14 protein-coding genes, 2 tRNA genes and 1 rRNA gene are annotated in these 13,730 nt (G+C 40.3%); 15 read left to right on the forward strand and 2 right to left on the reverse strand.

Annotation, left to right across the window (positions count from 1 at the left end; genetic code table 11):
- Window positions 1-3: 3 nt before the first annotated feature.
- The 4 genes from COS96_02020 to COS96_02035 all read left to right on the forward strand — a co-directional run bounded on the left by COS96_02020 (window position 4) and on the right by COS96_02035 (window position 4,077).
- On the forward strand, window positions 4-987 hold the full coding sequence (locus tag COS96_02020; protein ID PIU43892.1) for a hypothetical protein: 984 nt from the start codon (window positions 4-6) through the stop codon (window positions 985-987).
- A complete protein-coding gene (locus COS96_02025; protein PIU43893.1) occupies window positions 987-1,826 on the forward strand; it encodes a ketose-bisphosphate aldolase in 840 nt (279 codons plus the stop codon). Before COS96_02020 ends, COS96_02025 begins: the two co-directional genes overlap by 1 nt.
- A gap of 12 nt (window positions 1,827-1,838) precedes the next feature.
- The gene (locus tag COS96_02030) at window positions 1,839-2,546 is read left to right on the forward strand and encodes a 50S ribosomal protein L25 (protein PIU43894.1); all 708 of its coding nucleotides are present in this window, start codon (window positions 1,839-1,841) and stop codon (window positions 2,544-2,546) included.
- Between the two features lie 130 nt (window positions 2,547-2,676).
- Window positions 2,677-4,077, forward strand: a complete 1,401-nt coding sequence (locus tag COS96_02035; protein ID PIU43895.1) for a hypothetical protein — start codon at window positions 2,677-2,679, stop codon at window positions 4,075-4,077.
- Between the two features lies 1 nt (window position 4,078).
- On the opposite strand, the gene COS96_02040 is transcribed toward COS96_02035, so the two are convergent.
- Together COS96_02040 and COS96_02045 are read right to left on the reverse strand one after the other, a co-directional pair.
- A complete protein-coding gene (locus COS96_02040; protein ID PIU43896.1) occupies window positions 4,079-5,203 on the reverse strand; it encodes a peptide chain release factor 1 in 1,125 nt (374 codons plus the stop codon).
- Between the two features lie 15 nt (window positions 5,204-5,218).
- A complete protein-coding gene (locus COS96_02045; protein ID PIU43897.1) occupies window positions 5,219-5,488 on the reverse strand; it encodes a 50S ribosomal protein L31 in 270 nt (89 codons plus the stop codon).
- Window positions 5,489-5,600: 112 nt separating this feature from the next.
- On the opposite strand from COS96_02045, the gene rpsB reads away from it, so the two are divergent.
- The 11 genes from rpsB to COS96_02100 all read left to right on the forward strand — a co-directional run.
- Window positions 5,601-6,365, forward strand: coding sequence for a 30S ribosomal protein S2 (gene rpsB / locus COS96_02050; protein ID PIU43898.1), 765 nt, complete (start codon window positions 5,601-5,603; stop codon window positions 6,363-6,365).
- Window positions 6,365-6,955, forward strand: coding sequence for an elongation factor Ts (gene tsf, locus COS96_02055; protein ID PIU43899.1), 591 nt, complete (start codon window positions 6,365-6,367; stop codon window positions 6,953-6,955). The genes rpsB and tsf overlap by 1 nt, the downstream gene beginning before the upstream one ends.
- Entirely contained in the window at window positions 6,945-7,286 is a 342-nt protein-coding gene (locus COS96_02060) for a hypothetical protein (protein PIU43900.1), read from the forward strand. The genes tsf and COS96_02060 overlap by 11 nt, the downstream gene beginning before the upstream one ends.
- A gap of 5 nt (window positions 7,287-7,291) precedes the next feature.
- A tRNA-Thr gene (locus COS96_02065) sits at window positions 7,292-7,364 on the forward strand.
- Between the two features lie 172 nt (window positions 7,365-7,536).
- Window positions 7,537-9,016, forward strand: a 16S ribosomal RNA gene (locus tag COS96_02070).
- Between the two features lie 195 nt (window positions 9,017-9,211).
- Window positions 9,212-9,805 (forward strand): hypothetical protein, encoded by a 594-nt coding sequence (locus tag COS96_02075; protein ID PIU43901.1) that lies wholly within the window; start codon window positions 9,212-9,214, stop codon window positions 9,803-9,805.
- A 97-nt stretch (window positions 9,806-9,902) separates the two neighbouring features.
- A complete protein-coding gene (locus tag COS96_02080) occupies window positions 9,903-10,163 on the forward strand; it encodes an endonuclease (protein ID PIU43906.1) in 261 nt (86 codons plus the stop codon).
- A tRNA-Ile gene (locus tag COS96_02085) sits at window positions 10,154-10,227 on the forward strand. The genes COS96_02080 and COS96_02085 overlap by 10 nt, the downstream gene beginning before the upstream one ends.
- 690 nt (window positions 10,228-10,917) lie before the next feature.
- The gene (locus COS96_02090) at window positions 10,918-11,877 is read left to right on the forward strand and encodes a hypothetical protein (protein ID PIU43902.1); all 960 of its coding nucleotides are present in this window, start codon (window positions 10,918-10,920) and stop codon (window positions 11,875-11,877) included.
- Window positions 11,878-11,881: 4 nt separating this feature from the next.
- Window positions 11,882-12,670 carry a hypothetical protein gene (locus tag COS96_02095; GenBank protein PIU43903.1) on the forward strand — a complete coding sequence of 263 codons (789 nt, stop codon included), beginning with the start codon at window positions 11,882-11,884 and terminating at the stop codon, window positions 12,668-12,670.
- A 265-nt stretch (window positions 12,671-12,935) separates the two neighbouring features.
- On the forward strand, window positions 12,936-13,730 hold a 795-nt coding region (locus COS96_02100), incomplete at its 3' end, for a hypothetical protein (GenBank protein ID PIU43904.1).

A 13,730-nucleotide genomic window follows, 5' to 3' on the forward strand; every position in this document is an offset into this window, starting at 1 on the left:
AATATGTTAGACATTATTACTTTTGGCTCGGCGGCCATTGATATTTATCTTAAATCAAAAAAACTTAATCTCGTTGACAGCAATAAATTCCCGACCGGCACAGGAGTCTGTTTTTCTTTAGGATCCAAAATAGAGATTGATGATATTATTTTCCTCGGCGGAGGAGGAGGAACGAATACCGCAGAAACTTTTTCCCGGCAAGGGCTGAAGACAGGATATTGCGGAATGGTTGGAAAAGATATGGCCGGAGAAGAAGTCATTAAAGACTTGGCTGATTCCGGCGTGGAAAGCTTTATCGTCAGAACTGATAAGAGAAAAACTAATCAGTCAGTCATTCTTTCCCAAAACGGCAACGAAAGAAGTGTTTTGGTTTACAGGGGAGCGTCAGGAGAACTTTCAAGAAAAGACATTCCCTTTAATAAACTGAAAGCGAAGTTTTTTTATTTTGCTCCTTTGTCTGGCAAGCTTTGCCATGACTTTGAATTTTTGGTTAACTTCGCCCATGAGAGCGGAGCTAAGGTGGTTGTCAATCCCAGTTCTTATCAACTCGCCTTACCCAAAGATAAATTTAAAAGAATTATTAAAAAAGTTGACATTTTGATATTAAATCAAGAAGAAGCGTCTCTTCTTACGGGAATACCGTTTGAGAAAGAAGAAGAACTTTTCAAAAAAATAGATTGTTATTGCCCTGGGATAGCCATAATGACAAAAGGATCGGAAGGGGTGGTTGTTTCTGACGAGAAAAACATTTATCGGGCCAAGTCTTTAAAAACTAAAGAAGTGAATGCTACCGGCGCCGGCGACGCATTCAGTTCAGGATTTGTTTCCGGTTTCATTGAAACCAATGGAGATATTGAGTATGCCATCCGGCTGGGAATAGCCAACAGCGTTTCCTGCATAAAGAAAATGGGAGCGAGGAATGGTTTGCTGAAAAGAGGAGATAAGTGGGAAAAGGTAAAAGTTGAAAAGATAGCTATCAAAAATTAATGAAAAATCTCAATTATTATCTAAATAAAGCAAGAAAAGAGGGCTGGGCCATCGGCCAGTTTAATTTTTCCAATTTAGAAACATTGAAAGCCGTCATCGGGGCAGCCAAAAAGAGCAAAAGCCCTGTTATTTTGGGAACGTCAGAAGGGGAGAGTTCCTTTGTCGGATTAAAACAGGCGGTGGCTTTGGTGAAAAGCTACAGAGAAGAAACAGGCTTGCCTTTGTTCTTGAATCTTGACCACGGCAAATCTTTCAGCTATATTAAGGAAGCGATAGATTCCGGTTATGACACTGTTCATTTTGACGGTTCAGGCTTGCCTTTAGCCGAAAATATAAAAGAAACCGTAAAAGTTTTAAAGTACGCTAAAAAATTTAAAGTTTTCGTTGAGGGAGAAGTGGGCGTGATCGGCCAAGCTTCGGAATCAAAGGAAACCTTGACTGATGTTGCGGAGGCTCTGGAATTCGCAAGAAAGACAGGCGTTGATAGGTTGGCTGTTTCCATAGGGAGCGTTCATGGGATTGAAAAAGGAGGAATTAATCCCGGATTAAATTTGGAAAGATTGGCGGAAATAAGAAAAGCCTTGAAAGATATACCCCTTGTTCTTCATGGCGGGTCAGGAACCCCGGAAGAAGATGTCAGGAAAGCCATAAGGATAGGGATGGCTAAGGTTAATATAAACACAGAATTAAGAATGGCTTACACGGAGAATTTGAGAGCCTCTCTTGATGAAAAAAAAGATGAAAACACGCCTTATAAATATATGTCCAAGGCGATAGAAGCGGTTCAAAGAATAGTTGAGGGGAAAATCAAATTATTCAGCTCTGATAACAAAATTTAAAAAAGAAAAAATATGTTAAAAATTTCAGCTCAAATAAGAGATAAAGGAGATAAAGACTTGTCCGCGCTTAAAAAAGAAGGGTTTCTCCCTGGCGTTTTGTACGGTCCAAAAATAGGAAATAAAAATATTAAAATCGGAGTTAAGGAATTCGCCACGGTCTATAAAGGCGCCGGCGAAAGTTCCCTTATTTCCCTGATTGTTCCTGATCAGGGTGGCAAAGAGGAGAAATTTTCAGTTTTGATACATCAGGTTGATTTTCATCCGTTGAACGGAGAAATAATTCACGCTGATTTTTACCAACCGAATTTAACAGAGAAAGTAACGACCAAGGTTCCTTTAGTTTTTGAAGGAATTTCTTTAGCGGTTAAAGATCTGGCCGGAACTTTAATAAAAAATATTCAGGAAATTGAAGTAAGGGCTCTGCCCCAAGACCTTCCTCATGAGCTCGTTGTGAACATTGAGCCTCTTAAAACTTTTAATGATGAAATTCTGGTTAAAAACCTTATTATTCCCGCCAATGTGGAGGTTTTGAAGAGCCCTGAAGAAAATGTAGCTTTGGTTCTGCCTCCTGAAGATATAGAAGCGGAATTGAAAGCTCCTATTGAAGAAAAAGTGGAAGATGTTGAGAAGGTAGAGAAGAAGAAGGAGGAAGAAGTGGCAGAGGTGGAGGAAAAGAAAGAAAAGGAAGAGAAAGGAGGAGAGAAGAAAGAACATAAATAAGAAACTCAAATTACAAATTTCAAATTACAAATTCCAAATCAATAATTAAAGTCCAAAATCTAAAACATTTTTGATATTTGGGTTTTGAATTTGATTTGACATTTGAGCTTTGATATTTGGCATTATATTTATGTCTATCTTTGCTCTACAAAAAATAAAACCATCTATATTGATTTCATCAATGATATTGATAGCGGTTTTTATTTTGCCGATTTTTTTCGCTTTTCCTTTTGTCGGCAAGATTCCTTTTGCGTCAGCTGAAGGAGAGCAGGAGGCAGCGACTGTTGAAAGAACTGCTTTGGAAAAAGAATTGGCGGAATTGGAAATCCAGATAGATAAATATGAGAAAGACATCAGCAAGACCGCCGAAGAAAAAAAGACTCTTCAAAATCAGATATCCATTTTAAAAAATAAAATCAGCAAATTGGATCTTCAAATAAAGCAGAGTAATCTTGTTATAAAAGACCTCACCGGCCAAATAAAAGACACAGAGTCGTCCATCTCGGAAACGATGGTTAAGGTCGCTGACGTTCAGAGGCAATTAGGAGATATTCTTCAGGTTATGTATGAAAATGACAGAAAGTCTTTGATTGAGATATTACTTTCCGAGAAAGAGATGTCTGATTTTTTTGACGATATAATGGCTTTAGAGGTTTTGAATTCCAAAAATCAGGATATGCTGGAAGAAATAAAGAAACTGAAAGCGTATCTGGAAAGCCAAAAAACTTCTTTGGACGGAGAAAAGACGGAATTAGAAACAACGGTTAAAATTCGAACGCTCCAAAAGGAAGAAAGTTTAAAAAACCAAAAGGGGAAAGATAAATATTTAAAATTAACCGAAGCGCAGTATCAAAAATCTCTTAGTGAAAAAAAAGAAATAGAAAAGAAAGTGGCTGGAATCAGGTCAAGGATTTTTGAATTAATCGGTGTTCCGGATGCTCCCACCTTCGGCGAGGCGCTGGAAATGGCAAAAACAGTTTCCGCTTCAACCGGAATCAGGCCAGCCTTTCTTTTGGCTGTTCTTACCCAAGAGTCAAATATCGGCAAGAACGTAGGACAATGTTTTCTGAAAGACGCTAAAACAGGAGCCGGGGTTGTTGCCAGTAGCAACAAGAGCATCTCCAATGTTATGAGTCCGAAAAGAGATACGGCTCCATTTATAGAAATTACAAAAGAATTAGGCAGGGATCCTTTTAATACTTTGGTTTCTTGCCCTATGAGCTATGGTTATGGGGGGGCTATGGGTCCGGCTCAATTTATTCCTTCCACTTGGCAATCTTATAAAGATAGAATAAAGGCCGCCACAGGAAAAGCGGCTGATCCTTGGAACATCCGGGACGCTTTTTTTGCCGCCGGTTTTTATTTAAGCGATTATGGGGCGAAAAAGCAGACAGCGGATGCGGAATGGAAAGCGGCGATGATTTATTTTTCCGGAGGCACTAACGTGAAATACCGTTTTTATGGCGATTCAGTTGTTTCAATTACTAAGCAGTATTTGTCCGACATCGCCGACCTCGACACCGTTAAATAAATTATTCTTCCTGCTCTTCGGCTGATTCCATGGCTTCTATAATGGGGTCAAGTCTTCCTTCCATTATCTCTTCAATGCCGTGGAAAGATTTTTTAATTCGGTGGTCGGTTACTCTGTCTTGAGGAAAATTGTAGGTTCTGTTTTTCTCCGCTCTTTTGGCCCTTCCTATTTGTCCTTTTCTGTCCCCGCCTAATTTTTGAGCCTCTTCCTCCTCTCTTATTTCAAGGAGGCGAGCTGATAGAACGCTCAAGGCGTTTTCTTTATTTTGGAGCTGGTTTCTTTCGGTCTGGGATTCAACGACCAATCCTGTCGGGATATGGACTATTCTTACAGCCGTCTCTCTTTTATTGACGTTTTGCCCGCCCGGTCCTGACGAACGGCAATATTCAATTTTTAATTCATCAGGTTTAATTTCCAATTGAGTATTTTTCGGTTTCGGAAGAATGGCCACTGAAACGGTGGAAGTGTGTATTCTTCCGCTTTTTTCCGTTTCGGGAATTCTCTGGACTCTATGGACCCCGGACTCGTTTTTCATTTTAGAGAAAATATCGCCGTTCCCGTCCGCATCGCTATGCGAAGCGTTGCGGGTGGATTCCAGCTGAAATACGATTTCTTTAAATCCGCCAGTTTCAGTAGGGCTGGAATTAAGGATTTTTTGCCTCCAACCTTGCTGTTCCGCGAACCTTGAATACATCTTGAATAAATCTCCGACGAATAAAGCTGCTTCGTCTCCCCCTGCGCCGGCCCTGATTTCAACGATTATGTCTTGCGGTTCAGAGCTTTCTTTCTGGCCTTTGATTAATTTTTTTAATTCTTTTTCCAAGACCTCCTTTCTTTCCCTGAATTGAGTAATCTCAATTTCAGCCAAGGAGGATAATTCGGGGCCTTCTTTCCCATTCAGGATCGCCCTGTTTTCTTCAATTCTGTCGTCAATTTCTTTTATTTCTTTTTCTTTCTCAATTATTTTTTCAAGATAGCTTTTCCTTTTAGATAGTTCTTCAAATTTTTTCCAGCCCGCATCGCTACGCGAAGCGTTGCTGGCGGGCCAATCAGAAATCAGCTCAGGGTTGCTGAGCTGATTTAAAATTTCTTTATATTCCCGCTGAATATCGCTTAGGTTATCCATTTCCTGATTGAGCGATTAATCCTTCTTTGATGTCTTTTCGGCTGTCCGTTTTCTTCTTTTTTCTTTCTTACTTTTGGCATCAGTCTTATGAGACATTCTCTTTCTGAATTTTTCCACCTTAGCCATAGCGTCGGTATCTTTTTCTTTTCCGGTATAAAAAGGATGGCATTGAGAGCAGATTTCAGTCTCAATGTATTCCTTAGTTGAACCGACGGTAAAAGTATGTCCGCAGGCGCATTTGACCTTGGTCTCGGGATAATATTTTGGATGAATATCTTCTTTCATATTGAGTATAATAACAAATCCCTAAATTAAAAGCAATACTTGCGTTAAAACATGATATGTGATAAATATTGAAGTATGATTTGTTAAGATTTTTAATTATAATTTTTAAAAAATGACCGAAGATAAAAAGAAGAATAAAATAAAAACAGCAGACGAAGCAAAGGAAGGACTTGACTTTGAAGAATTAGTTAAGGCCGGTTTGTATTTTGGCCACAAAACTTCAAGCACTCATCCTAAGATGAAGCAATACATTGAATCGTCAAGGAATAGAATTCATATTATTGATTTGGCGAAAACAGCGGAAAAATTAAAAGAAGTTCTTGATTTTATCGGCGATCTGGTTTCTCAAGGGAAAGAAATTCTTTTTGTCGGCACCAAGATTCAGGTAAAAGATAAAATAAAAGAGGTGGCTGAAGAATGCCATCTTCCTTACGTCAATCAAAGATGGCTCGGAGGAACATTCACTAATTTCGAAACAATCAAAAAGAGATTGGAATATTTCAGGAGTTTGGAAATGCAGAAGGCTTCAGGCGAGCTCCAAAAATACGTAAAGAAAGAAAGACTTAAGATTGACAGAGAAATAGAGGGGCTGAGGAAGAAATTCGGAGGCATTAAAAATTTGGAAAAACTTCCGACAGCTGTATTCGTTACAGATATGAAAGAAAACATCCTGGTTGTAAAGGAGGCCAGAGAGAAGGGGATAATAGTGATTGCTATCGCTGACACTAATGTTAACCCGGCGTTGGCGGATCATTTCATTCCCGCTAACGACGACGCTATTTCTTCGTTAAATTATATTCTGGACAGAGTGAAGAAAGCAATTTTAGAAGCCAAACCCCAGCCAAAGGCCAGTCAGCCTCTGGCTGACAAAAAATAATTATGGCAAGTATTGAGGAAATAAAAAAACTCCGCGAAGAAACAGGAATTTCTTTGATGGAATGCCGGAAGGCTCTTGAAAAATCAGGCGATGATATTGAGAAGGCAAGGGATATTTTGAGAACATGGGGTAAGGAAGTCGCCAAGAAAAAAGGGGCGGAAAGAACAGCCGGCCAAGGTTTAATTGAGAGCTACATTCACCCTAATAAAAAAATAGGGGTTTTATTGAGCATTCGCTGCGAATCAGATTTTGTGGCCATGTCTGATAACTTCAAGAATTTAAGCCATGAAATATGTCTTCAGGTGGCGGCTTCAAATCCGATGTTCGTCAGAAGAGAAGATATCTCTGCTGAAGTATTGGAGAAAGAAAAGGAAATTTACAAAGAACAAATGAAGGACTCCGGCAAGTCCCAACAGATTCTTGAGCAAATCACAGAAGGCAAGCTAAGAAAATACGAGGAGCAAAATTGCCTGCTTCTTCAGCCGTGGATAAAGGAGCCGGACAAGAAAGTTGAAGATTTGGTCAATGAGTATATTTCTAAAATCGGCGAAAAAATCGTCATTGAAAAATTTACAAGATATGAGTTATGAAACAATAATCGCTTTAATTGCGATGGGGGCCGGTTTTCTCGGGGCGAGCATTATTTTTTTTAAGAAAATTCCGGCACTCGCGAGTTTGCCGGAGGTAGCAGAGGCAGGCTCGGCTAAAAGCCATTGGTCAGAATCAATTATCGCTTCGGGAAAAAAGCATCAGGAAAAAATAATCAAAACAGCCGTATCCGGGATGAAATCAGTGAGGTCAATGAAATCAATAACAGAGGTTAAGGCTTCGGAGTGGATTAAAAATTTGCAGAAAAGAACAAAGAAGGAGAAGAAGAAAGATAATTATTGGGATGAGATCAGAAAATCCTTCAAGAAATAATTTCCGCCAGAATAGCTCAGCGGTAGAGCAACTGTTTTGTAAACAGTAGGTCGGCGGGTCCGAATCCCCCTTCTGGCTCAGGGTGTTGACATGTAATTTTGGAAAAGCTAATATGGATGAACGGAGAAATGAAAAAAATAAAAGAAGAAATGGAAAGGACGTTGAAAATTAAATACAGTAATAGTTCTAAGTCAGTTTTTTTGAGTTGTTCCGAATATTTTTGGAATTTCTCAAAAGATTCCAAGTTTTTTTTGAGAGTTTGATCCTGGCTCAGGATGAACGCTGGCGACGTGGAAAAGGCATGCAAGTCGAATGTCCCGCATTTTTGCGGGACATGGCGAACGGGTTAGTAACACGTAGATACGTGCCCCAAAGTCTCGCATAACCCCGTGAAAGCGGGGACAATTCGAGATGGTTTCCGCTTTTTGCGGAATAAAGATTTATCGCTTTGGGAGCGGTCTGCGTCCTATCAGCTAGTTGGTGAGGTAATGGCTCACCAAGCCTACGACGGGTAGGGGATGTGAGAGCATATTCCCCAACAAAGGCACTGAGATACGGGCCTTACTCCTACGGGAGGCAGCAGTCGATAATCTTCCACAATGGGCGAAAGCCTGATGGAGCAACGTCGCGTGCTCGATGAAGCCCTTCGGGGTGTAAAGAGCTTTTCTCTGTGAACAATTTTGTAGCAATGCGGAATGAGTGTAATAGAGGAATAAGGGGGGGCTAACTCTGTGCCAGAAGCCTCGGTAAGACAGAGCCCCCAAGCGTTATCCGGATTTATTGGGCGTAAAGGGTCCGTAGGCGGTTTAGTAAGTTTGATGTCAAATATCCCAGGCTTAACCCGGGAAACATATCAAATACTGCTGAACTAGAGGGCGCTAGAGGTTGATAGAACGATCGGTGTAGGGGTGAAATCCGTTGATATCGATCGGAATACCAAATGCGAAGGCATTCAACTGGGGCGACCCTGACGCTGAGGGACGAAAGCGTGGGGATCAAAAAGGATTAGATACCCTTGTAGTCCACGCTGTAAATTATGGATACTAGCTATCTGAAGTGTCGACCCTTTAGGTGGCGAAGCTAACGCGTTAAGTATCCCGCCTGGGGAGTACGGCCGCAAGGCTAAAACTCAAAGGAATAGACGGGGATTCACACAAGCGGTGGATCATGTGGCTTAATTCGACGGTAAACGAGGAACCTTACCAGGACTTGAAATGCTAATGACGTTCTGCAGAAATGCGAACTTCCCACAAGGACATTAGCACAGGTGCTGCATGGTTGTCGTCAGTTCGTGTCTTGAGACGTACGCTTAAGTGCGGTAACGAACGCAACCCTTGCCCTATGTTTTAAATGTCATAGGGGACTGCCCGGGACAACCGGGAGGAAGGCGAGGATGACGCCAAATCAGCATGGCCCTTTGACGTCCTGGGCTGCACACGTGATACAATGGGACAGACAATGGGTAACCAAAGCGCAAGCTGGAGTTAATCTTATCAAACTGTCCCCCAATTCGGATTGAGGTCTGCAACTCGACCTCATGAAGCCGGAATCGCTAGTAATCGCCAATCAGCTATGTGGCGATGAATACGTCCCTGAATCTTGTACTCACCGCCCGTCACATTAGGGAAGTCGATAATAGCCGAAATCCCCGTTCGCGGGGCATAAGCTAAGATCGGTAACAAGAATGAAGTCGTAACAAGGCATGCGTAGGGGAACCTGCGCATAGATCAATAATTTTTAATTGTTTGTCGACCGTGGTTGAGAAATGAGAATTCTTTTCTCAACTTTGCGGGGTTGGTCGAATTCCTGAAAAAATCGACCTTCGGAACAACTCAAAGATACTGAAGAACTACAAAAAACAAGGCAGGCCTTGTTTTTTGGGTTTAATTTGCTAAAATTAAAATCACTTTTCATAATCAACCCAAATGATTTTTTATAAAATTTTTTCTTATATATACAAAAGAGCGGCTCGGAGCATGTGCCTGGACTGCAAGGATTTTATAAAGAATGGGGCGAAAATTCTTGATTTAGGTTGCGGTTCGGGAATAGCCGGAGATTATTTTAAAAAATTTTTTAAGGCCGAGGTTTTTGGGGTGGATGTAAAAAATAATAGGGTGGTTGATCTTCCCTTTAAAAAAATAGACGGGAAAAATCTTCCCTTTGATGATAATTCGTTTGACGCAGTTCTGATATGCTATGTTCTTCACCACGCCGAAGACCCCATCGCCGTTTTAAAAGAAGCGAGGAGGGTGGGGAAGGAAAGGATTGTTATTTACGAAGATATGGCTGACGGATTTTTTTCAAAATTATTCTGCCGTTTCCATGGATTAAGCTTTGATATTTTCTTTCAGGGATTTGTCGGCAAAAAGCGGGAAAATCCGGAATATTTTTTTAAGGGGGAGAAAGAATGGCAGGGGATTTTTAAGGGATTGGGGCTGAAAGTTGTTTTTGAGAAAAGGATTTCGTTGCCGATTTCCCCGGTCGCCAAAAGAATTTTTATTTTAGATATCGTAAAATAATATGCGTTTGAAAATATAATAATATGCGTGTGTAGCTTCGGCCTCGTCCAGAGGACGATCAGCCTTTGGCTGAGGTTAGAGCGCGTCACCTTTGGATATGTTCTGTGTGTATTTTTTGAAAAGCATTAAAAATGGTAAGATTTACGTAGGATTTACTTCTAAAAATATTGAGGTAAGGGTTGAAGAACATAATAGCGGTTCAAACGTTTTTACGAAAAACAATAAGCCATGGGTTTTGGTATATTATGAGATATTTAGTTGTGAAAAATGCGCTAGAGCGAGAGAGAAGTTTTTTAAATCGGGTATGGGTAAAAGATTAAAAAAGATAATTGTAGATAATTTTAATATGCGCGTGTAGCTCAGTTGGTTAGAGCGCGTCACTGATAATGACGAGGTCCGTGGTTCGAGTCCACGCTCGCGCACTCTTTCACCTCGCTCTCTTGCCGTTATTCGGCAGGGGGAACGGAGTTTTGTTTTAAGGCGGTTTTTTGTTTGAAATACTTGACAAGATTTATATAGTATGCTATACTTACATCATGAGAGTTAATCCTGAGCAGACATACGAAAAAGTGCTCAGGGGAAAGTACGGAGAGGTGTATTATCTTTCGTTCACAAGGGGGACGCCCGTACCGCCGAACGTAGGCGATTGCAGGAGATTTTCTCATCCATGGAAGAGCTAAAGAAGTTCCTTCTTAGTCAGGAGGATTTCAATGATTTTTCTAGATTTGAAGATGCAGAGAGCTGCATTTTCAAGGACGAAAAATTCCCGTGCGCCTTCACGGGATAGGTGTTTAAGGGAGCACGACAATAATTGTCCTCTGCCCCTATATTTCTAAGTTCGGAATTACATTATTAAAAAATTACGAATTTAGAAATGCTCCGGTCCCGCTGAAAGCGGGACGGGGGTTTAAAGAAAGAAGTCGGAAGCGCTTTCGCGACGGGGATATCTCTTTCCAGTTCTTCGCAAGAAGAACAATCTCTGTTACGAAAGCACCCCCGGCTTTTTTCAGTCCAGAGGACTATTCAGCCCAGAGAGCTTTCAAGTTGTAAATGTGTCAATGAGGAGGTAAAATAGAAAAATAAGAACAATATTTAGAATATTTTTGAACTCTATGAAAACTCGAAAGGAAGATAATATAATTTACCATGGTAGTAATTGGGTATTGGTTGAAACCCAAGATGATAATCTTTTTGATATATTGTACAAAGAAGGGTACGAGAGAGTGGTTTTGGTGAATCAATTGGGTGTGGACGGTACATTTGAATATATTATTGGCAAAAAAACAGAAAAAACGGATGATTTTCCGGTCGGCCCAGAAACCGAAGAAGGATCGATACTTTTCGAATTAAATAAATTAGAGATGGGTTGGGCTGGCAGTATTCAGTATGGTGGAGCGCCAATAAATACTGATGGTTCGAGATCATTGCTTACTCCGCAGATGGTCATCAGTGTTATTAATAAAGTTGTCAATAAAAAGGATGAACAAAATTTTCTAATCGGCAAAGATCAACAATTTGAAATTGACCCGGAAAAATTATTCTCCAAAGAATCATCATGCTATCAAGTGGAAACAGATCGGCTGGGCAAAGTATCCTATGTAAACATAGATAACGCCGCTACAACTCCGCCTTTTATATCGGTGCAAAATGGCGTTAATGATTATTTAAAGACTTATGGTTCAGTTCATCGTGGAGCTGGTACTAAATCAAAAATATCTACTGATATTTACGAACAAACACGGCAAGTCATTAAAAATTTTGTTGGGGCTCCGGAAAATTTTTATGTTCTTTTTTCCGGAAACACAACTGGAGCCATGAATAATGTAGCCTATTTTTTCTCATTTCTTGATGGAAAGGTGGCGGTATCGGAAATAGAGCATAGCTCATCTTGGTTGCCATGGATTAAAGCTGAAGGTGAAAGATCGTTGGGAGCAAATCGCGTTGATTTTGCACATGTGCATGAAACACAAGAAAAAATACAAGAAGCGGGTCGTGAAATGGTTTTGAGGTATCCACTCAATAGCGAAGGTGAGTTTGACCTCGCTGGCATTGAAGAAATGCTAAAAAAATAATAAAATTAAGGCGTTTATTTTGACTGCCTCGTCAAATCTGACTGGTTATCGTCCAGATATTAAAAAAATTGGCGAACTTGTTCATAAATATGGAGCATACTATATTATCGATGCTTGCCAATTTTTGCAACACCACAAAGTTGATATGATGGAAATGGGAATAGACTTTCTGGCCGTTTTCGGACACAAATTTTACGCGCCTTATGGTGGTGGTTTTCTTATTGGGCCAAAAAACTTTTTGGATGAATTTTTGCCGTATCAGATTGGCGGTGGCAACTTGCCCTACATTACAAGGGAGGGTGTGTTCTTGCGCTATAAAAATCAATTAGCGCATGATCCCGGTACACCAAACGCCGTTGGCGCTGTCTCTATGGCTATCGCGCTTAATCAATTGAAAAAAATCGGAATCGAAAAAATTGAATCATATGAATCAAATTTAGCGAGAGAAGCATTTGACGTTTTGAAAAAAAACGAAAAGGTTCGTCTGCTTGTAAAGAGTAATCACTTAAGTACAGTAATACCTTTTATCATAGAAGGGCAGGATTCACAGATAGTTGCCGAACGCTTAAATAAAGAATTTGGAATAGGCGTTCGCGCTGGAAGTTTTTGCGTGTATGACGTGGTAAGAAATCTTTTGGGAATAGAGGACGAGCAGAAAATAATTGAGGCCGTTAATCATGGCGATACCTCGCTTATACCAGGAATTATTCGGGCATCTTTTGCGCTTTGCAACTCAAGAAATGATGTAAAAAGATTTATTCAAGCAATAAATTGCGTTACTCAAAATAATTAAATATATGAATAATAAAAAATCACAAATGTTTAGCGAAACACCAGCTGTACTGCAACGCGAGGATCATAAGTATATGTCTACCGAAGACAAAAAATGTGAAAAGGAAATAACCGAAGAAAAAAAAGAGAGGTAGAGGCAAATCCTTCGCAAGATTCCGGTTGCAGTAAATAACTTTTACGGTGATCCTGTTATACAGTGGGAAAACACAATTGAAAAATTAGGAAATTTAGAAAAAAGTCGTCATACTGGTCCAATTGGGATTATTATGAAGGGGAAGCTTGACGAGAGGAAAGTAACGGAACTTAAAGAAAAAAAAGAGAAGGGATTAAATTTAGTAATTTTAATTTCTATTTCTGAATTAACAGAGTTAGAAGGAACTGATTCTGCGCATCGTTATGAAAATATCCGTATGTTAACCGAGGCCGGCGTACCAGCTATTGCTTATATTCGTCCGATGATGCCCCCCTTTAATACTTCTGAGGAGGTGATTGGCAAAATTTTTTCACAGTTAAAAGAGGCCGGTTGCACTTCCGCAGTTGCATCTGGTTTTCGTGGCGACGAAGCTTTAGTGGAAAGACTTTCTCCCGACGAAAGAGTGCAATGGGCTATGCGGGTAAAGGTAATGCCCGGAGAAATTTTTAAAAGAATCAAAAAATATGCCGAAGCAAATAACATCCAGTTATTTACTCGAACCGCTTGCGCTGTTTCTGCTGCCACTGGAGGAGAAAGAACCTATAATCCATACTACAATAGTCCTAATTTAGTTAAATGCACGGAATTAAATTGTCCGATACAGGACACTTGCGCTCCGCTTTCCGAGCCGAAAGAAGGATCGCTTGAACTTATAAAACGATTAGGGTTTGATGTGGAATTTGTTCCTTCTGCCAATGGAAAAGCGTGTGGTGTAAGCGGGGAAGACAGATTGAGATGTCCCTCTTGTTGCACGACTTGTTATTTTTCCAGCAATATTCCCCACTTATTGGTTAGGGGCAATGTGAATTTAGGAGACTTGGCTTTTATCAGATTTACGACCGGCATGATGGCTATGCAACCAGGACGA

The organism is Candidatus Nealsonbacteria bacterium CG07_land_8_20_14_0_80_39_13 (assembly GCA_002779355.1).
Taxonomy (GTDB): domain Bacteria; phylum Patescibacteriota; class Minisyncoccia; order Minisyncoccales.

Coding starts and splice junctions, on each gene's coding strand:
- rpsB (PIU43898.1), top strand. CDS start 5,601: ATGACCGAAGATAAAAAGAAGAATAAAATAAAAACAGCAGACGAAGCA.
- COS96_02075 (PIU43901.1), top strand. CDS start 9,212: ATGATTTTTTATAAAATTTTTTCTTATATATACAAAAGAGCGGCTCGG.
- COS96_02035 (PIU43895.1), top strand. CDS start 2,677: ATGTCTATCTTTGCTCTACAAAAAATAAAACCATCTATATTGATTTCA.
- COS96_02030 (PIU43894.1), top strand. CDS start 1,839: ATGTTAAAAATTTCAGCTCAAATAAGAGATAAAGGAGATAAAGACTTG.
- COS96_02025 (PIU43893.1), top strand. CDS start 987: ATGAAAAATCTCAATTATTATCTAAATAAAGCAAGAAAAGAGGGCTGG.
- COS96_02020 (PIU43892.1), top strand. CDS start 4: ATGTTAGACATTATTACTTTTGGCTCGGCGGCCATTGATATTTATCTT.
- COS96_02045 (PIU43897.1), bottom strand. CDS start 5,488: ATGAAAGAAGATATTCATCCAAAATATTATCCCGAGACCAAGGTCAAA.
- COS96_02040 (PIU43896.1), bottom strand. CDS start 5,203: ATGGATAACCTAAGCGATATTCAGCGGGAATATAAAGAAATTTTAAAT.
- COS96_02060 (PIU43900.1), top strand. CDS start 6,945: ATGAGTTATGAAACAATAATCGCTTTAATTGCGATGGGGGCCGGTTTT.
- COS96_02080 (PIU43906.1), top strand. CDS start 9,903: ATGTTCTGTGTGTATTTTTTGAAAAGCATTAAAAATGGTAAGATTTAC.
- COS96_02090 (PIU43902.1), top strand. CDS start 10,918: ATGAAAACTCGAAAGGAAGATAATATAATTTACCATGGTAGTAATTGG.